Source organism: Microvirga massiliensis, from assembly GCF_001006805.1.
Classification (GTDB): Bacteria; Pseudomonadota; Alphaproteobacteria; order Rhizobiales; family Beijerinckiaceae; genus Microvirga; species Microvirga massiliensis.
In genome coordinates this window covers 306,546-324,662 of sequence record NZ_LN811359.1, presented here as the reverse complement: position 1 = coordinate 324,662, position 18,117 = coordinate 306,546, and the positions used below count along the sequence as shown (strand labels likewise).

The following is an 18,117-nucleotide window of genomic DNA, read 5'->3' as shown; positions in this document are numbered from 1 at the left end:
AATCACCAAAGAATTCTCGACATGCGAGCTTGGGACCCGCAGTGCCTTTGCGATGTCAGAACAGAAGGGAGGGATCGGACGTGATTCAGCGACAGGTGGCAAGTTCTGCCCCTGCTCAGGCGTCCGATCGGTCCCGCAGCCAGCCGGAGTGATGACGAGTTGAGGAGTGGGGCTGCTGGTACATCCGCAACTCGCCCCGATCCCTATCGCCACCATTCGGCGGCGCGCTGTCTGTAACTAATTTGGCTTGTGCGAGCCTTGCGGCCTGTCGCGATTGATCCGGTTAGGCAGGTGGCCCGGGCGGCTACTCGACTTGCCAGCGCTGGGCTTGGATCGGACATAGCCTTCGGAACTGGCTGCCGTTGGCCTCGAAAGGAGGACGCTCGTTCGGATCCATCTTGCCGAGCAACTCCCAGGTTTCCCAGGGATCCACGTCTCTGCCGCGGCGCTTCGCGTCGGCGAGCCGCCAGCGGCGACCGTCGGGCGCGGTCAGGACACCCGCCGGGCAGTTGGCGGCGATGCGATGATCCCGTCCGCCATCTTTAGCAAGAGTTTCTCTGACGCACCCATTGAGCTTCCTGATTCCGCCCTGCTCACGCCAGTCGGGCATCACATAGCCTTCGCACCAATCGATTGCATCGGCCTCCAACAGGTGACCGAGCGCCCAGGCGTTGGCGGTGTTGAACCCTCCGGACGAGGAGACAGTAACGGTGCATCCCGCCCTCGAGCAGATGTAGAACGTCGTGCGTTCCCCTTCGGGCGCCGCAGCCGTCGACGGTTCTCCGATCTCGGGCCGGCCGCCGGAAGAGAGCGTGTCGCGGGCTGCTCGGATCTCGGCGTTGGACGGATCGGCGGCGATGGCGGCATTGAGATCGGCCTCAGCGCGCATGAGGTCGCCTTTAATGGCATAGGCCAGGCCACGTTCCATCAGGGCCGAGGCGTTATTCGGCTCGAGGCGAATGACGGCTGCGAAATCTGCGATCGCTTCGTCGTAGCGGTGCAGATCCCGATAGACGACCGCTCGGCTGAAGAACCGGAACCCGCGCGTCGGATCGAGCCGGATGGCTTCGCTATAGTCCCGCAGGGCGCGCTCGAGCTCGCCATTGTCCTTGAGCGCGTTAGCGCGGGAGTGGAAACGGAAGGCCTGCGACGCATCGAGGCGGATGGCCACGCTGAGATCCGCGATGGCCTGGTCCAGATTACCGGCCCGGTGATAGATCTCTCCCCGTTCCTGGTAGCGGTAGGCGGGCTTGGGATCGAGGCGGATGCCCTCGCTGATATCCGCGAGGGCTCGCTGGAGATCGCCCTTGCCGGCGTAGGCGATCCCTCGGTTGTGGAAGGCCGCGGCCCGTCCACCCTTTGCCCCACCGGTTATGATGCGCGTGCAGGCCGAGATGCTGAGATCCGGTTTCTCGCGGGCGAGGCCGCAGACCTTCAGGTCCTGGGCTGAGGCGAGGCCCGTTCCGAGAGACAGGATGAGGGTCGCGAGGGAGAGAACCTTCTTCACAATCTGCACCTAGTCGATCGGCGTGTTTGCGGGCAAGACATGGAACCAGGTTCCCATGCCATCGAGTTTCTGGAGCCTGAGGCGCACTGAGCCAATCTGCGAGTGCCCATCGCCATTGCGCTCGACGCCATCCAGAAGCTCCTTGATCGCATCGAGTTTCTCGCGGGGCGCAGTCTCAGGGGCAAAGAGCGCCATCGCCGCGGTCCAGATCAAGAGCATCTCGGCGGATTGCACTTGACCTTGGGGCGCGGAGCCGATGGTGAAATCATTCAGCTCGTAGGTCTGCGGATCTCCCATGGCCAGGATCTGAGAGAAATCGCCAAGACGATACGTGCATCCCGACTTGCGCTCAGGCGTGAGGCAACTGTCCAAGCGGGCCTCGAAGTCGAAACCCAGCTCGCGCGCTTTCCTGTTATAGGCCTGATGCACGTTAGTGACCTTGAAGGCGCCGAGACCTGTTGCTGCCGGTGTGGGCCGAACTGGTGGGCTGTCGTCGGACAACTTCTGCGAGGTCGCGTCCATCAACAAATCACTGTCGATCGCCGCCCCGGCGCCCGTATCGGCTGGTTTGTTTTGGTCCAGCGTCACCTCAGCGGCTGCTATCTTCCTGGCCGGCATCTTATCGCCGCCGACCTTAAAAATGGGAATGAGAAAGGTCGCCACCACGAGAGCGACTAGATAGGCCCTGAACGTAATCAGCGGTGGTTCGGATTTCGGCCGAGAGGTTTTCGAGAACGTCACTCCGCATTCGGCGCATACGAATGTACCGGGTGGAATCCGCTTCCGGCAGGTTGGACATTTCAGGCGGGTCATCTTCTTTTCCGTCCAGCGCGGAGGCAGCCAGTAGACGGTGACATCAAAGGATGCGCTGGCGAGCACGGTCGTCATGATGTCCTTGATCCTCGGCCAGTCACCGCCGGCCAGTCCCGCTCCGATGCGAGGCAGGGCCACCTTGTTGACGATGCCGAACTCGAGGTTCTCGACGGCATCTCGCAGAGCCGTCAGACTGTCGTGAACCGCATCGTAGTCGACCTGGCGCTGGTGAGTGCCTACATTGACCTGGGTGAAGAGGTTGGCGATCACCCGGACGTTCGGCGCCGCCGGATGCGGTGTGACCGGAAGGATTTGGGCGCGACCGAGGAGCAGGGCCTTATTGCCGCGATGCTTCTCGCAGAGATCCTGGTAGGGTTTCACCACCTCGGGGTAGTTGCGGGCGACAATCTTTGCGACGCCCGCGCCGAGTTTCCCTAGACAGTTGCACCCATGGCCGAGGAGGTCTGAGTCGGTCTTGAAGAGGTCGCCGGTGATGTAGCTGATCATGAAGGGGTCTCGGATGTGCGCGTGACGGTGTGACGGGTGGGGCGGCCCGTAGACCGCCCTGCTGTTCTCAAAGACCGAGCGCGCGGCGCACGCCGGTCCGCACGAAGCTGTTGTGCAGGTTCAGGACTCGGATGCCGTGCGCTTGGGCGATCCGGATCGCCTGTCCGGTTCCGCCGGTCGGACCGCCGTCCTTCGTCCAGCAGATCACGAAGCGCGAGGGCGTCATCAGATCCATGCCGAGATCCTGGTGGACGTTCCGGGTGTGCAACTTCTTCGCGCCTTGCGAGCAGCGGTCCCAGGCGGGATGGAAGGCTGCCGCAATAAGCTGGGCGCGCGCGGTGATTTCCACCGGTGTCATCGGCCGACCCAGCGGCTGAACGGGTTGGCGCGGGTCGAACGAGTCGCGAATGTGCTCGATCTCGGCTTCGATCGCCGTCTCGTTCGCGCGAGCGGGGAAATAGGGGCTGTCGGAACCGTTGAAGCCCTTCCACGGGATATAGATCTCGCGCTGGTCCGGCTTCGACGTGCCGTTCTCGAACGCGAGATCCGCGCCGCCGGCGCCACCCGAGCGCAGCCGGAACCCGCGAGCCTCGAGCGCGGTCGCGATCCGGGTCATGTCGGAACAAACGTCGGCGGGTGTCTCGCGAGAGCCGATGCCGCCGTAGGCGTTAGGGTCGTTCGGCACGAGCGTGAAGAGCGAAGCGAGATCAGCGAGCGACGGAACGAGCGTCATCGAATAGTCCTTTCCGGGGTTTGGGCTGCAAGCCCTCCAATCGGGTTCTTGGATGTTCCGGTCCACCCACGAAAAATGCCGGGCGAACGCCCGGCACTTTCACTCCCGGTCGAACAATCAGGTTCTTAGGCAGAGAATGTGAATCGCGACACCAAATGGATTGCTGCTGCGGAGTGATAGCCAGACCGAAGCGGCGTTCAACATCTGGTATTCGGCATCGATGCCGACGTCCTCGGCGAAAAGCCGCAACTGCCGGAGGGCCGCGGCCACACTGATTTCGCTGAGGCTCATGTAGCCGTGCTCGTCCAGGCTGCTGGCGGCCTCCGATCCGATTTTCCTGAAGCCATCGAGGTGGGCTTCATCGACCTCGGTCGGGGCCGGCACGGTCTGCGAGGCGTTGGAATCGTAGAAGACGAGATCCCCGAGCGCGAGATCGAGGCTCTGGGCCAAAGTGCTGAGGAACGAGATGCCCCTGTAATCACAAGCGTGGCCGATATAGATCACCGCGTCCTCAAAAAGGTCGCCGAACATATCGGCATAGACACAAGTCGGGGTCCAGGCCGGGATTTTTGCGATCTGATCGTAGTCGAGGCGGGAGAGATCGCTCAGGAGGGCGATCGGCCCGACGGGTCCGGTAAATCCGCGCCTTGCCTCGAGCTCGCGCACCCGCGTCTGGGCATTGAGGATGAAATCTCCGATATTTTTCTGAATCGTCGCGGCCTGGAGGAGCTGCGCGACCGGAGAGGATTTCTGACGCTGAAACGAACTGTCCACGATGGCTTCCCTGGTATGCCGCCAGTGTACCCGCGCGGCTTCCTCACAGGATAGAGGTTTTTGGATCGTCGCCCAAGCGGGATCATTGTCCCGGGAATTTAATTCGGGATTTTTCGAATTTTCCGGTATTTTTCAGAGCATGCATGAAAAAAGCCGGGCGATGCCCGGCTTTGATCATTTGGGTCGCGAGGTGCTTACGCAGCAGCCTGCTCGACCTCTTCCTTGGCCTTCGGCACGCCGCGGACCACGAAGGAGCGCACGGCCGAAATGCCGTTCTCTTCGTCAGCCTTGCGCTGATCCTGGAAGCCCATCACCTTCGCGGTGTTGCCGACCACGATCTCGCCCTTGAGAGCCTCGTAGGCAGCGCCGAACACCTGGCCGAAAATGTTGATCTTCTCGCCGGCCTTCTGACCCGACTTCACGACCGTATCGGCCTTAAAGTTCGCGTAGGGCATGCCGCGCTTGTCCATCTTCACCGTGACTTCGGTGAAGGTCAGCGTGCGGGTGTAGAGCTTGCTGGGCTTGTTGGTCGTGGCAACTGCGTCGTTCATTGGGGTAGGTCTTTCGTCTTTGTGGGGTTTGCGCGAGATTGCGCTCGTGAAAATGTGTTCGCCTGATCCAAACGGGCCGGACGAGCGCGTCCGGCCTCTTCGGGAGTGTCTGTCGGGAGAGAGGCTTACGCGGCCGCCTGCTCGACCTCCTCCTTCGCCTTCGGGACGCCGCGCACCACGAAGGAGCGAATGCCGGAGATGCCGTTCTCCTCGTCAGCCTTGCGCTGATCCTGGAAGCCGAGAACCTTGGCGGTGTTGCCGACGACGATCTCGCTCTTCAGCGCCTCGTAGGCCGAGCCGAACGCCTGACCGAAGATGTTGATGGTCTCGCCCGCCTTCGGGCCGGACTTCACCAGGGTGTCGGCCTTGAAGTTGGCATAGGGCAGACCGCGCTTGTCGGTGCCGATGGTCACGTCCGTGAACGTCAGGGTGCGGGTGTAGAGCTTGCTGTTCGAGCGGGTCTGGGTCGCGTCGTTCATGGTGTTGTTCCTTTGTCTCGATGGGGTTTCGCGCGAGATTGCGTTCACTTGAATGTCACTCTTCTCAGCCGTCCCGTTTTCCTCTTGGGATTTCTTCGAAGGTGTCTTCGCTTGATTGTGTCTGTTGAATCCGGCGACCGGCCAGAGAGCGTCAGCTTGTGGGACGCGTGTCACGCAGGACAGGCGCATTCTTTTTCTGCTTTTTGGAAATCCGGTCGGGCCGAGGACCACAGCCGATCGGGTGACGTTTGGTAAGGTTTTGGAGCTACGGGGATAGGTCCGAGCAGCCCAGAGGGATCGGCCCGATGAGAGCACTTCTTGGAGCAGGACTCGCGATACTACTGGCGGCGCAGGGAGTGTTTGCCGACGGCTTCGCCCTGGCGGGGTCGCTGTGGCAGTGCACCCGGGCGACGGATCGCTCCCGGTTCGTCATCACCTTCTACCCGGGCGGAGGCGTCGGCGGAGGTGAGTTCGAGAAAGGCGAGGTGAGCCCGTATGTGTTCGATGCGTCGCGCGTGAAGGAGAATGAATGGCCCGGTCACTGGGTTCAAACGGGCGAACGCTTCACCTGGAGTTTCCCCGACCAGAAGAAAGAGATCACGGGGTCTGTGCGTCCGGCGGGCCAGCCTGGAATGAGGCTCGTCGGCTCCGAGGTCTCGGCGGGGGAGAGATCAGCCGTCGCATGCACTGAGCTCTCCAAACTCCCGAAGATTGGGGAGGGTCTGGTCATTCCGAGAGATAGTCGCTTCATAGACCTCGAGGGGGAAGAAGGGGTTCTGAAAGTGCCGTTAGGGATCTCACTGGAGAAGCCGACTGCGCGATAAATCCGAGCCGGAATCGGGTTAGTTCAAGCGTTCGAGAATTCGCGCAGGAATTCCGGTGGAACGTGGTCTGTCAGCCAGACACCGTTATCGGCGCGATAGAAGAGGTGACCGGCTTTCCGCATTCTTGCGGTGTCGATCACGAGAACGACGGGCGTGCCATGGCGACGGCCGACAGCCATTGCCGTCACGGGGTCTGCCGAGAGATGGACCTGGCGGCGGGAGCGTGGCGTCAGTCCTTCGCGCCAGATCGGCTCCAGGAACCGGGTTGCGGTTCCATGGAACAGCGCCTGCGGGGGCTCGCTTGGAGCAAGTCCGAGGTCGATTGGAATCGAGTGCCCCTGGACCGCCCGGATGCGCTGGCGATCGACTGAGAGAGCAAAGCGCTTCTTGGTATTGGTCGCGACGATCGTCTCAAGAATAGGTCGATCGAGAGCGTGCCCGGCCGCTGCAGCCTTGGCGAGAAGTTCGTCGACATTGGCCCATCCAGAGGGATCGAGCTGCAGGCCGATGCTTTGCGGTGCGTGGCGCAGGATGTAGCTCAGGAATTTGCTATGCCTAACGATCTGCTTCGAGCTCTGTGGCGCCATCGTCGAGTGTCCAACTGAAATTCGAGTCGAGTGCGAGCCTGAGATCTTGCCCATCAAGACCGCGTCAGGTCCGGCGCGATGGGGCTTTTCGCTGCACCGTAGACGTTCTCGAGCGGGTGTCCGTGCTCCTCAGTGCGAGCGGGCGGCCTAGCGGAGGCGATCCCACACGAGCGCTGCCAGCGGCATGACGTGGTTGCGCCTCAGGGTTATGATCATAACGCCGCAAAGCGCGATGCCTGTACCGAGCGCCATCCGCTCATCGAACTGATCTCCAGTCACTATCACCCCCAGTCCCACGGTCAGCAGTGGGTTCATGATCGTGAGTGGCGCGATGAGGTTGGCTGGGTATTTCCCGATCAGGTCATAGTAGATCGTATGGGCGACCAGGGAGACGATCAGGGCTGAAAACAGGAGTGCCGCTACGAAGGCCCAGCCCGCTTCCATTGCCCGAGGGACCTGATCAGTCTCAAGGCCCGCTGTCAGGAAGGCCAACGGCACCACGGATGCGAACCCGACCCAAGCTTGGAACCGCAACGGCGCGACGCCGTCCATCTGCTTCATCATGACGGCGGCCAGTGATCCTGCAGCGGCGGACCCCAAGATCAGGACAAGCCCACCCGAGACCGGAAGTGCGCTGCTGGGGTCCCACATCACGAGCAAGCCCCCTACGAACGTCAGCGCAATCCCAAGCCCGCGCTTCCAGTAGATCCTCTCCCCCAGCATGACGACCGATAGGAGGGTTGTTATTGGAAGCCCGAGCTGCGTCACAACTGCGGCGCTTGACGGGCTCGCTGACTTGATGCCCACGAAGAACAGAGCAAAGCCGCCGCCTCCCATCAAAAATCCGACGACAAGAATTCGCCATCGCGGCCGCGGAATCGGCAGGAGCCATGGAAGCCCTAGCACGGCCACAATCCCGTAGCGAACTGCCGCATAGAAGAGCGGCGGGATCTCCATGCCCGAAACGACAATCTTGCTCACCACGGTGTGCGCCGCCCATAGAAGGCAGACCAGGAGCATTAGGAGGAAATCGCGCAGGGCCATGATCTTCGAATAACTCAGCCCGATGAACTTTCGCAAAAGTCGCGTTCGCCGTGGCGATATCATCCGACGTGCCCCACCGCCCCGTTGGGACACCGCCTGTCGCGATCAATTGATTGTATCGGTCGCTGGCAGGCGCGGTCATCTGGGTCGCTGTGGTGCTTGGACGAACCTTGAACACGGCGATTTCAGCTCCTGCGCGGGCGCAACGGCTTTCTTGTTTGGCCAACGGCAGATGGGTGGAAATGAGGGCGGCTCTACCGGCCCGCTAAAGCGGGCCCAGCCTTTCCGAACAGTGCTGGCCACTTCGATGCCAATTGACAGCCGAGTCCGGCGAATGCAATAATGCATACGTTGTTGCATTCGGAGCGAGTGGCTTGGCAGGTGACGGACAAGTAGCGGCGCAAACTGCTTTGGGGCGCGGCAAACGTCCGCAACGCCTGACCGAGGTTGCTTACCAGGAGGTCAAGCGCCGCATCCTCGACAATGAGTATCCGCCTGGGTCGCAGATCCTCGAGCAGGATATCGCTGCAGAACTCGATCTGTCCCGGACCCCGGTTCGTGAGGCCCTTGTCCGCCTCGAGCAGGATGGACTGCTGTCGATCGTCCCCCGCCACGGCGCGCGCATTTCTGCGCTCTCGGCCGCGGACATGCGGGAAATCTACGAAATCCTCATCGCCCTTGAGCCGACAGCTGTCGAGTTGATCGCACGCCAGAGACTCGCGGCCGAGCAGTTGCAACCGCTCGTGCAATCCTGCGACGCCATGGAGCGCTCACTGGAGGGATCCAAGCCAGACCTCAAGGCTTGGGCCGCAGCCGACGAGAGCTTCCACACCGGGGTCGCGCAGCTCTGCCCGAACCGCCGGCTCTCCGCGATGATCATGACCGTTTCGGATCAGTCTCACCGCGCCCGGTTGTTCACTCTGACGCTGCGCCCTCTTCCTTTGAGGTCGACCCAGGAGCACCGTGCGGTCGTGGACGCGATGCTCGCCGGTGACGCGGACCGTGCTCGCGAGCTCTATGTAGCGCACCGCCGTCGCGGACGTGACGAGCTGATGGCCCTGATCGAACGCCACGGGTTCCAGAGATTATGAAAGCGAACGCCTTCCGGATTGCAGTGATGCCCGGCGACGGGATCGGTGTCGAGGTGATCGAAGCGGCTCTTGCGGTGCTCGATGCAGTGGAGACCCGTTTCGGGCTGGCGATCTCCCGCGATCTCATCCCGGCCGGTGCCAAGCACTACGCCGAGACGGGCGAGGCCCTGCCGGAGGACTCATTCCGCCGTGCTGAGCAAGCGGATGCAATCCTGTTCGGGGCCATGGGCTGGCCCGAGATCCGCTATCCGGATGGGACAGAGATCGCACCGCAACTGGACCTGCGTTTTCGCCTCGACCTCTACGCCGGCGTGCGCCCGATCCGGGCGATTCCGGGCGTGCCTCCGGTGCTGAATGCCCCCCGATCCACGGAGATCGACCTTGTGATCCTGCGGGAATCCACGGAGGGCATGTTCGCGTCGCGCGGCAAGGGCGTGGTTACGGAATCGGAGGCCCGCGACACGCAGGTCATCACCCGACGCACCACCGAGCGCCTGACCGACTTCGCTTGCGATCTGGCACGTCGCCGGAAGCGCGAGCGCGGCACGCCAGGTCGGGTGACGCTCGTCGACAAGGCCAACGTGTTCCGCTCCTTCGCCTTTATGCGCCAGGTCTTCTACGAGGCCGCGCGGAGGCATCCGGACGTGGAGGCCGGGCACCATTATGTCGATGCGATGGCGCTCGATCTCGTGCGCCGGCCTTGGGACTTCGACGTGCTCCCGATGGAGAACCTGTTCGGGGATATCTTGTCGGATCTTGGTGCTGGACTGATCGGCGGCATGGGTTTCGCACCGTCGGCCGATGTCGGCGACGAGCATGCTCTCTTCCAGCCGAGCCACGGCTCAGCGCCGGACATCGCTGGGCGAGGTGTTGCCAACCCGACCGCGATGATTCTCTCGGCCGGGATGATGCTCGACTGGCTTGGTGCCCGGTCTGGTAGCGAGGCGGCGAGACTCGGGGCGCGGGCCATCGAGCGAAGTGTCGATCTCGCCTTCGGGCAGGGGCGGGTGCGCTCCTATGATGCTGGCGGCCGGGACGGGACCAAGGAGGTTGCCCACGTCATCGCCGAGGCGATCCGAACCGGGGAGGCCAATCCGGCATGACGCTGAGGGTCGCGATCGCGGGCTGCGGCTACTTCAGCCGCTTCCACCAAGATGCCTGGCGTCGGATCGCCGATGCCCAGGTCGTGGCGCTGGTTGATCGTGATCCCGAGAAACTGAATCGGTCGGCTGCACTGTTCCCTGAGGCAGAACGCTTCGCGGAGGCCGCGGCGATGCTGGAGCGCATGCAGCCCGACCTCATCGACATCGTCACTCCGCCGTCAACCCATTTCGACCTCGTGCACGAGGCCGCAAGCCGCGGTGTGGCGGTCGTCTGCCAGAAGCCCCTTGCCCCGACCTGGGACGAAGCGGTGTCAGTGGTGGAGACTGCCGAGAGAGCAGGCGTTCCGCTCGTTGTGCATGAGAACTTCCGCTTTATGCCGTGGTTTCGGGAGACCAGGCGTCTTCTTGAGGACGGTGCGGTCGGGACGCCGCTCAACATCACCTTTCGCCTCCGGCCCGGCGACGGTCAGGGGCCGGATGCCTACCTGGCCCGGCAACCCTATTTTCAGCAGATGCCGCGTTTTCTCATACATGAGACCGGCATCCACCTCATCGATGTGTACCGGTTTCTGCTCGGGGAGATCAGCGGCGTGTTTGCCCGTCTTCGCCGGCTCAATCCCATAATCGCCGGGGAGGATGCGGGCCTTGTCGTGTTCGACTTCGTGAGCGGTGCCGCAGGCCTGTTTGACGGCAACCGGCTGGTCGATCACCCGGCAGACGACACGCGCATGACCAACGGGGTGATGCTGCTCGAGGGAACCGGCGGGACCATCCGGCTCGACGGCTATGGGCGCCTATTCACGCGCCGGCCCGGCAGCTCTGAAGCGGAACATGCCTATGCGTGGGAAGATCGCGGCTACGGCGGCGACTGCGTGTTTCACCAGACCCGTCACATCGTCGACCACTTCGTGCACGGAACACCGATCGTGAACGACGGGCGCGCATATCTGCGCAACTTCGCGATCGAAGAGGCGATCTATCAGTCAGCTCGGGAGGCTCGCTTCATCCCCGTCTAAGACCAGAACCCGGCGACCCGAAGCAGGGATCAGCCGGGCACCCAACTTTTGGAGGAACAGCCCATGTACACAAGACGAACCCTGCTCCAAGGAGCGCTCGCCGGCGTCGCCATCTCCGGTTTCCCTTACATCGCCCGCGCACAGAACGCCAAGCTCCTGCGCTTCAGCCATACCGATACTCCGGTTGGCGCCCGTCAGCAGGCCGCCGAGATGTTCGCCAGCAAGGTCGCGGAATATACGGGCGGCCGCTACAAGGTGCAGGTCTACCATTCGGGGCAGATCGCAAACGATGCCAAGTCCCTGGAGCAACTCCAGGCCGGCGGCCTCGACTTCGCAGTGACCGGTGTGGTCACGTTCACCACCCACGTGAAGCCGCTCTCGCTTGTCGCGCTTCCGTACCTGGCCGAGAACTACGAGCAGGGCTGGAAGCTCTACGACACCTCGAAGTTCATCAAGACCCAGGCCGATGCGCTTCCCGCCAAGGGAATGCGCGTCATCGGCAACTGGGAGGCGGGCTTCCGCAGCTTCTCGACAAACTTCCCGCTCAATTCTCCCGCAGACGCGAATGGCAAGAAGCTGCGGATCGCACCCGTGGAGATGATCCGCTGGATCATGGAAGCGCAGGGCTGGAACCCTGTCGTTCTCCCGGTCACCGAGGTTTACCTCGCGATTCAGCAGGGGACCGTCACCGGTCAGGAGAACCCGATCGATACGATCTACTCGCAGCGGTTTTACGAAGTCGCCAAGTACATCACGCTGTCACAGCACGTGTATTCGCCGCTATGGCTGGCAATCGCCGAGCGCACCTTCAAGGCCATGTCGCCTGCTGACCAGGAGGGAGTCGCCAAGGCTGCCCGGGAAGCGGGTGATTGGAATCGCAAGGAAGTGCGCACCAACGACGAACGCCTCCTCGCCGAAATGACCTCCAAGGGCGCGATCATCTCCAAGCCCGACCTGGCCGTGTGGCGGAAGGCATCAGAACCCGTCTACGCGCGGGCGCGCCAGGAATACGGGGCGGAACCCGTTGACCAGATCCTGGCCGAGGCGGCTGCAATCCGCGGGGCCTGACGGTTTTAGGTCGGGCGCCGGCTCACGAGGCGCCCGGCTCTCCAGCCCTGGAGACCTGACGATGAAGTCTCTCTGCGATCGTGTGCTCCAGGTGATCGATCTCGCATTGATCGCCGGCGGAAGCGTGGTCTGTGCCGTAGTGTTCGTCAACGTGATCGCACGCTATGTGCTGAACGTGGATCTCGCCTGGGTCAATGAGTTCGGCGAGGCGGTATTCGTGTGGTTGAGTTTCTTTGGGGGGGCGCGCGCCGTGCGGTCGCACGCACACCTGGCCGTCATTGAGTTTGTCGAGCACATTCCGGCGCCGCTGAACCGATACCTGTTCGTAGGCTTGTGGGCACTGACAGGAACCATGCTTGTGCTTCTGATCTGGGTCGGGGTCCAGATCGCGGTCCTGAACATGGACCAGACCATGAGCGTGACCGGCTGGCCGGTCGGCATTGTTTACTGGGCGATGCCGGTCGGCTCGTTTCTGGCCCTGTTGTTCGTGGTCGAGCAGATTCTGGCCGGAGAGGATTTCTCGCACGTGGTGGCTTCCGCCTACACCATGATGTCGGAGGACTAGCGATGCTGTTCGCTGGCGTGATGGTCACCTTCTTCGTTATTGCCTTCCTTGGACTGCCAATCGTCTGGGCGATCCTGGCGGCAACCCTCCTCTACATGGGGCTGTCCGAAAGCAGCTACACATTCGAGGGCATGGCACTGGCGTTCATCGGCGGCATCGAGCCCTTCCATCTTCTCGCCGTGCCGATGTTCATTCTGGCCGGCGAGCTGATGGGGCGGGGTGGCGTGAGCGCACGCCTCATCGACTTCGCCTCGAAGTGCCTGTCCTTCCTGCCCGGCAGCCTCGGCGTGGTGACCGTCTCGTCCTCGATGGTCTTCGCCGGCGTGTCGGGTTCCGCAGTCGCGGATTCGGCGGCGGTCGGCGGCATCATGATCCCCGGCATGCAGCGCCGGGGCTACACGGCCAGTTTCGCTGCTGCGCTCGTCGCGGTCGCGGGCACGATCGGGATCATCATCCCGCCCTCGATTCCGATGATCGTGTTCGCGTTCCTGGCCGGCACGTCCGTGAAGGACCTCTTCCTGGCCGGGATCATTCCGGGGCTGTTGTTCGGCTTCGGCCTGATCGCCTGGTGCATGTGGGTCGCGCGGCACAACGGCTGGGATCCCGGGGCCCGGCTCGCGCCTGCCCGGGATATCGGCCGCAGCTTCATCGCCTGCCTGCCCGCGCTCCTGATGCCGGTAATCATCCTGGGCGGCATCTTCGGTGGCGTCTTCACTCCCACTGAGGCGGGAGCTGTCGCGATCGCTTATGCACTTGTCGTTGGCCTCTGGATCTACCGCGAACTGAGCCTGCACGATCTGCCGGGAATCTTGCTTCAATCGTTCACGACTTCCGCAACGGTGATGCTGGTGATCGGCGCCACTACGGCGCTCGCGTGGGTCATCACCCTGGAGGGAGTGCCGTTCCTGTTGGTCGATGCGATCCGCAGCATCACCAGCAGCACGGCCGTGTTCCTGCTCATCGTCAACGTGCTTCTTCTGCTTCTCGGCATCTTCCTCGAGCCAGTGCCGGCTCTCGTCCTCACCGCGCCCTTGCTTCTACCGGTGGCCAAGGCCATGGGTGTCGACCCGGTCCACTTCGGCCTCATCGTGACCTGCAACCTGGCACTCGGCCTGTTCACGCCCCCGGTTGGCGGAACCCTGTTCGTCGCGGCGAAGATCGCCAACGCGCGGATGGGCAAGATCACGCGCGACCTCGTCCCGATGTTCGTCATCTGCTTAGTGGTGCTCGCGATCGTGACCTACATCCCGGGCTTCGTCATGGCGCCTGTCACATGGTTCCGGTGATCGATCTCGCCGATGTTTCGTTCGTCGGCGCAGGCCTGGTCCGGCCTGAATGCGTGCTGGTGACCGCCGCGGGCAACATCTACACGTCCGACTGGCGGGGCGGCGTTGCCCATTTGAGGCCCGACGGAACGCAGGTACTCTATGCGGGCACCACAGCCGACCTGCCGGAAGGCCCGCGGCCAAATGGCATCGCGCTCGAGCAGGACGGGTCTTTCCTGTTCGCCAATCTCGGTACCGAGATTGGCGGCGTCTGGCGCCTCGATCGCACGGGCCAGATTCGGCCCGTGCTGACGGAGATGGACGGCGAACCCATCCCGCCGTCGAATTTCGTCGTTCGCGACGCTTCCGGCCGGCTCTGGTTGACCGTGTCGACACGGCTCAGACCGCGGTCGCGTGATTACCGCCGGAGCGCCTCGACGGGTTTCATCGTGCTCCTCGACGAACGGGGAGCGCGGATCGTCGCCGACGGTCTCGGTTTCACCAACGAGTGTCTTGTCGACCCGACCGGCTCCTGGCTCTACGTCAACGAGACCTACGCCCGCCGCCTGAGCCGGTTTCCGCTTTCTCAGGATGGCGACTTGGGGCCGAAGCAGGTCGTAGCCGAGTTCGGGACCGGGCAGTATCCCGACGGAATGGCGTTCGACACGGACGGGAATGTCTGGATTGCAGGAATCATTTCGAACCAACTCCTCCGGGTCGAGCCGAGCACGGGGCAGATTGAGATTGTGCTGGAGGACAGCGACAGGGCCCACGTGGCCTGGGTCGAGGCTGCCTACGAGAGCGGGACTTTGGACCGACCTCACATGGATACGATCGTCAGCACCAAGCTGCGCAACATATCGAGCATCGCTTTCGGCGGCGCCGATCTGACGACGGCCTATCTGGGCTGCCTGCTCGGCGACGCCGTTGCCATAGTTCGTATGCCTGTCCGAGGGGTTGCGCCCGTGCACTGGCACTTCGACCATCGTTGAGAAGCGGCTGAGCCTCACTCTCAACGACGCATCGCAACCGCCGATGAACGGACCTTCAATTTCGAAGCCATCAGGCCCGATTGCCGTATCGTAATATATGATCTGGATTTGGAGGCCGATCAGCGAAAGCTCCCCTGTTCTGACATCGATCAAAAAGATCGGCCCGCCTGAATCGCCAGAGAGACCGGCGCCATGCTCGGTGACCCGCAGACGAAGCTGATGATCCTCCTCGTCACTCTCGATTTCGTAGCCGGTGAACTTCAGGCGCGGGTCCTGCGGGGCTGCCGGTTCCTGGTGAGGTGGACCCGTTTAGCAGGCCCTCTCGCATTTTGTGTGGATCAGGCGGCGAGGAGAACGCGGCGGCGCAGGAGTTCGAAGCTCGCGCGACCGTACATGGAGCGCTTCAGGAGCTTCACCTTGGTGATCTGTCCCTCGGTCTGCCCGCTGCTCCAAGGCAGGGTTAATGCGGCGCACACGGCGGCTCCATCCTGCTCCAGACCGGCCGCAAATGTCTCGACCGCCCGAATGCCGCACGAGCGGGTCTCGGCGAGCCAAGCCTCATACTCGTGGTGCTGCGCCTGATCATCACGGTAGTGGTCGACACTGCCGTCCCGAACGATCGTGCAGAATCGACGGGCGAGGCGCGCGATCCGCGTAGCCTCAGCATCCTGCTCGGCACGGGCTGAGATTGCGGCCTCGTCTCGGTTCAGAGCGGTGGTCGGGCGCACCAGCAGCCAAGCAAGTTGCTTTGGTGAAGGCAGCGCCAGTTCTATCTCGAATCTGCGGGAGGGCGCCGGTGTCGATGATCGCCATTTGCGCGGGGTCGTTTTCGCCGGTCCCGTGCGTCGCTCCGTGAGCCAGCGACCCATCTGCTCGGGCGAGCCCGCAAAGCCAAGCGCCCGTACTCCCGCCACAGTGCGGAAGCGTTCTCGCATCCGGCCGCGACGCGGGCATTCAGATGCTCGAGGTAGGGTCCAGGATGCTGCAACCCGGTGCCCGGACGGCTCGTTCCGGAAAGCTCTCGGCATATGCAAATTTGTGGACCGCCGGCGTCTTGATGAGGCGCCCGCATTGCCTGCGTGGGAGCCCTGATCGTGCAGGGCTCTCCCGTAGGATTGCTCCGTTCTTCCTCACCCTCAGGACGCTCATCTTGGCGACGCCGAAGCGTCCACAGGCGATATTCCAAGGATCGCTTGTAAATTGCCGAAGCTGATCCCACCTGGTCAGTGGGCAAACTTGGCAATTAAAAAATGTGGGCTGACGTCGAGACCGACCAGGATTTTCTCAATTTCCGCGTGATGGCTGGGCTCGCCGGCCAGATGATCATGGACGCGAAGGGCAAGCCGCTCAGCATCGGGGTTTCCGGTGGCTGGGGCGTCGGTAAATCCTCCATGGTCAAACTGATCGAAGCTGACCTCCGGGCCAGGTGTTCGGATAAGCAGATCGAACCCGACGTCCAGGCCAAGTGCTCGGACAAGAAGATCGAAGCTGACCTCCGGGCCAAGTCCCCGGACAAGCTGGTCTTCCTGACATTCAACGCCTGGCTTTACCAGGGCCATGACGACGCCAAGGCGGCTTTGATGGAGGAGATCGGCCGCGCGCTTCTGGAGCGCGCGCAGGGAAACGAGGATCTCGTCAAGCAAGCCAAGGATCTGGCTTCCAGGATCAATCTCTTCCGGGTTGCGAGGCTCGGGATCGAGGCGGCTGCCAGCCTTGCTATCGGCGTCCCTGTCAGCCCTCTCATCAAGGGTGCCGAGTCGATCTACAGGCACCTGACGGATGGGGAAATCACGGCCCAGGATATCGATGAAGCAAAGGAGTTCGGCGAAGAGCACAAGGAGGAGGCAAAAAGGCTTATCAAGCCCAAGAAGAAGCCCGAGACGCCTCCGGAGATGATCCACGGGCTCAGACAGCACTTCCAGAAGTTGCTGTGCGACCTCGACGTGACGCTGGTCGTGTTCGTGGACGACCTGGACCGCTGCCTGCCACCGACGGTGATTGGCACGCTTGAGGCGATGCGGCTGTTCCTCTTCATGGATCGGACTGCCTTCGTCATCGCGGCTGACGACAAGATGATCAAGGAGGCCGTCCGCATCCATTTCAGGGAAGCAAGGCTCGATGATGACCTCGTCGTCAGCTATTTCGACAAGCTGATCCAGGTTCCGCTCCGCGTCCCGCCCCTCGGGATCAACGAGGTCCGGGCCTACCTGATGCTGCTGTTCGTCGAGAACTCGGATCTCGCGCCTGAGGTCAAGAAAGCGGTCCGCTCTGCCGTCAACAGCCGGCTGGCCGAAAGCTGGAAGGGCGTCGCCGTCAACGTCGAGTTCGTGACCAACCTGATCGAGAACTGCCCCGTTGCCTTGAAAGCCGAGTTCGCGCTTGCGGACCGGTTGGCCAAGCAAATGGCCACTTCTCGCCGGATCGCCGGGAATCCACGCTTGATCAAGCGGTTCCTGAACACCCTCTCGATCAGGCGTAAGCTCGCTACACTCCAGAACATCCCGGTCGACGAGGCCGTCCTGGCCAAGATCCTTCTCTTCGAGCGGTGCGCCGCTCCGGCATCGTTCGACACCCTCGTCCAATCCGTCACCCGTTCAGTCAACGGCAAGCCAGAGAACCTCCGTTCCGTCGAGATGACGGTCCGGGGCGGCTCGGAGCTGCCCGGCGACGGCGTGGATGCCTGGTCCTCGGACAAGGCGTTCGTGACCGAATGGCTCAAGCTCGAACCGCCCTTGGCCGACGTCGACCTTCGCGGGGTTCTCCACGTGGGAAGGGAGAGCATCCCCTTGGTCTCGGCTGATGACCGCGTATCGAAGGAAGCGCAGGATGTGCTCGCCGAGACGATAACTCTGCGCGTCAAGGGTTCATCCGACCTGAGCGAACGCTACGGTCGCCTGGTTCCCGATGAGCGAAAATTCATCATGGACAAGCTGCTGGATCGGGCAGCTTCCGAGACTGAATGGGGCACACCAGACATCCTCTGGGGGCTCTCGCTTGCTGCGGACAGCGACCCCGATCAGGCAAACCGGCTGACCGTGTTTCTGTCGAGTCTCCCGAGTTCGTCCCTGCGGCCGGATCTCGTTGTGCGCATCCGGAACGCCGCGTGGGCCGACGAAATCCTGGCCGAGTGGAAGGAGAGAGAGGACCTCCCGGACAGAGTCAAGAAGGTGCTTACCTCGAAGCCTAGGGCCGCACACT

General features: G+C 62.6%; 18 protein-coding genes. 9 read left to right on the top strand and 9 right to left on the bottom strand.

All coding sequences use genetic code 11. From position 1 onward, the window contains the following. Window positions 1–304: 304 nt before the first annotated feature. The 6 genes from BN1233_RS43350 to BN1233_RS27600 all read right to left on the bottom strand — a co-directional run bounded on the left by BN1233_RS43350 (window position 305) and on the right by BN1233_RS27600 (window position 5,364). Entirely contained in the window at window positions 305–1,507 is a 1,203-nt protein-coding gene (locus BN1233_RS43350; RefSeq protein WP_187144383.1) for a tetratricopeptide repeat protein, read from the bottom strand. 9 nt (window positions 1,508–1,516) lie between these two features. Continuing rightward, window positions 1,517–2,827, bottom strand: a complete 1,311-nt coding sequence (locus BN1233_RS27620; RefSeq protein WP_046866836.1) for a macro domain-containing protein — start codon at window positions 2,825–2,827, stop codon at window positions 1,517–1,519. Between the two features lie 67 nt (window positions 2,828–2,894). Continuing rightward, on the bottom strand, window positions 2,895–3,560 hold the full coding sequence (locus tag BN1233_RS27615) for a hypothetical protein (RefSeq protein WP_048710246.1): 666 nt from the start codon (window positions 3,558–3,560) through the stop codon (window positions 2,895–2,897). A 117-nt stretch (window positions 3,561–3,677) separates the two neighbouring features. Continuing rightward, on the bottom strand, window positions 3,678–4,334 hold the full coding sequence (locus BN1233_RS27610; RefSeq protein ID WP_046866835.1) for a hypothetical protein: 657 nt from the start codon (window positions 4,332–4,334) through the stop codon (window positions 3,678–3,680). A 194-nt stretch (window positions 4,335–4,528) separates the two neighbouring features. Continuing rightward, on the bottom strand, window positions 4,529–4,885 hold the full coding sequence (locus BN1233_RS27605; protein WP_046866834.1) for a hypothetical protein: 357 nt from the start codon (window positions 4,883–4,885) through the stop codon (window positions 4,529–4,531). A gap of 125 nt (window positions 4,886–5,010) precedes the next feature. Further along, a complete protein-coding gene (locus tag BN1233_RS27600) occupies window positions 5,011–5,364 on the bottom strand; it encodes a hypothetical protein (protein ID WP_147707587.1) in 354 nt (117 codons plus the stop codon). Between the two features lie 305 nt (window positions 5,365–5,669). Between BN1233_RS27600 and BN1233_RS27595 the strand changes: the two genes are divergently transcribed. Further along, entirely contained in the window at window positions 5,670–6,188 is a 519-nt protein-coding gene (locus tag BN1233_RS27595) for a hypothetical protein (protein ID WP_046866832.1), read from the top strand. 23 nt (window positions 6,189–6,211) lie between these two features. Here BN1233_RS27595 and BN1233_RS27590 read toward each other — a convergent pair whose 3' ends face one another. Both BN1233_RS27590 and BN1233_RS27585 read right to left on the bottom strand, forming a co-directional pair. Next, window positions 6,212–6,775, bottom strand: a complete 564-nt coding sequence (locus BN1233_RS27590; RefSeq protein ID WP_046866831.1) for an RNA 2'-phosphotransferase — start codon at window positions 6,773–6,775, stop codon at window positions 6,212–6,214. 147 nt (window positions 6,776–6,922) lie between these two features. After that, a complete protein-coding gene (locus BN1233_RS27585) occupies window positions 6,923–7,855 on the bottom strand; it encodes a DMT family transporter (protein WP_244471038.1) in 933 nt (310 codons plus the stop codon). A gap of 338 nt (window positions 7,856–8,193) precedes the next feature. Here BN1233_RS27585 and BN1233_RS27580 point away from each other — a divergent pair, with 338 nt between their 5' ends. The 7 genes from BN1233_RS27580 (at window position 8,194) to BN1233_RS27550 (ending at window position 14,919) form a co-directional block, all read left to right on the top strand. Then, window positions 8,194–8,910, top strand: coding sequence for a GntR family transcriptional regulator (locus BN1233_RS27580; RefSeq protein ID WP_046866830.1), 717 nt, complete (start codon window positions 8,194–8,196; stop codon window positions 8,908–8,910). After that, window positions 8,907–10,013, top strand: a complete 1,107-nt coding sequence (locus tag BN1233_RS27575) for an isocitrate/isopropylmalate dehydrogenase family protein (RefSeq protein WP_046866829.1) — start codon at window positions 8,907–8,909, stop codon at window positions 10,011–10,013. The genes BN1233_RS27580 and BN1233_RS27575 overlap by 4 nt, the downstream gene beginning before the upstream one ends. Next, on the top strand, window positions 10,010–11,029 hold the full coding sequence (locus tag BN1233_RS27570; RefSeq protein ID WP_046866828.1) for a Gfo/Idh/MocA family protein: 1,020 nt from the start codon (window positions 10,010–10,012) through the stop codon (window positions 11,027–11,029). Before BN1233_RS27575 ends, BN1233_RS27570 begins: the two co-directional genes overlap by 4 nt. Before the next feature lie 63 nt (window positions 11,030–11,092). Beyond that, window positions 11,093–12,097: a TRAP transporter substrate-binding protein gene (locus BN1233_RS27565; RefSeq protein ID WP_046866827.1), complete on the top strand. Its 1,005-nt coding sequence runs from the start codon at window positions 11,093–11,095 to the stop codon at window positions 12,095–12,097. A gap of 61 nt (window positions 12,098–12,158) precedes the next feature. Then, window positions 12,159–12,662, top strand: a complete 504-nt coding sequence (locus tag BN1233_RS27560) for a TRAP transporter small permease (protein WP_048710253.1) — start codon at window positions 12,159–12,161, stop codon at window positions 12,660–12,662. A gap of 2 nt (window positions 12,663–12,664) precedes the next feature. Further along, complete coding sequence (locus BN1233_RS27555; RefSeq protein ID WP_046866826.1) at window positions 12,665–13,948, top strand: TRAP transporter large permease; 1,284 nt, start codon at window positions 12,665–12,667, stop codon at window positions 13,946–13,948. Then, entirely contained in the window at window positions 13,936–14,919 is a 984-nt protein-coding gene (locus tag BN1233_RS27550) for an SMP-30/gluconolactonase/LRE family protein (protein ID WP_046866825.1), read from the top strand. The genes BN1233_RS27555 and BN1233_RS27550 overlap by 13 nt, the downstream gene beginning before the upstream one ends. 338 nt (window positions 14,920–15,257) lie before the next feature. Here BN1233_RS27550 and BN1233_RS27545 read toward each other — a convergent pair whose 3' ends face one another. Continuing rightward, entirely contained in the window at window positions 15,258–15,854 is a 597-nt protein-coding gene (locus tag BN1233_RS27545) for an ISL3 family transposase (RefSeq protein ID WP_046866824.1), read from the bottom strand. A gap of 315 nt (window positions 15,855–16,169) precedes the next feature. On the opposite strand from BN1233_RS27545, the gene BN1233_RS27540 reads away from it, so the two are divergent. Then, window positions 16,170–18,117, top strand: a 1,948-nt coding sequence (locus BN1233_RS27540; RefSeq protein ID WP_048710256.1) for a KAP family P-loop NTPase fold protein, incomplete at its 3' end; no start/stop codon positions are given.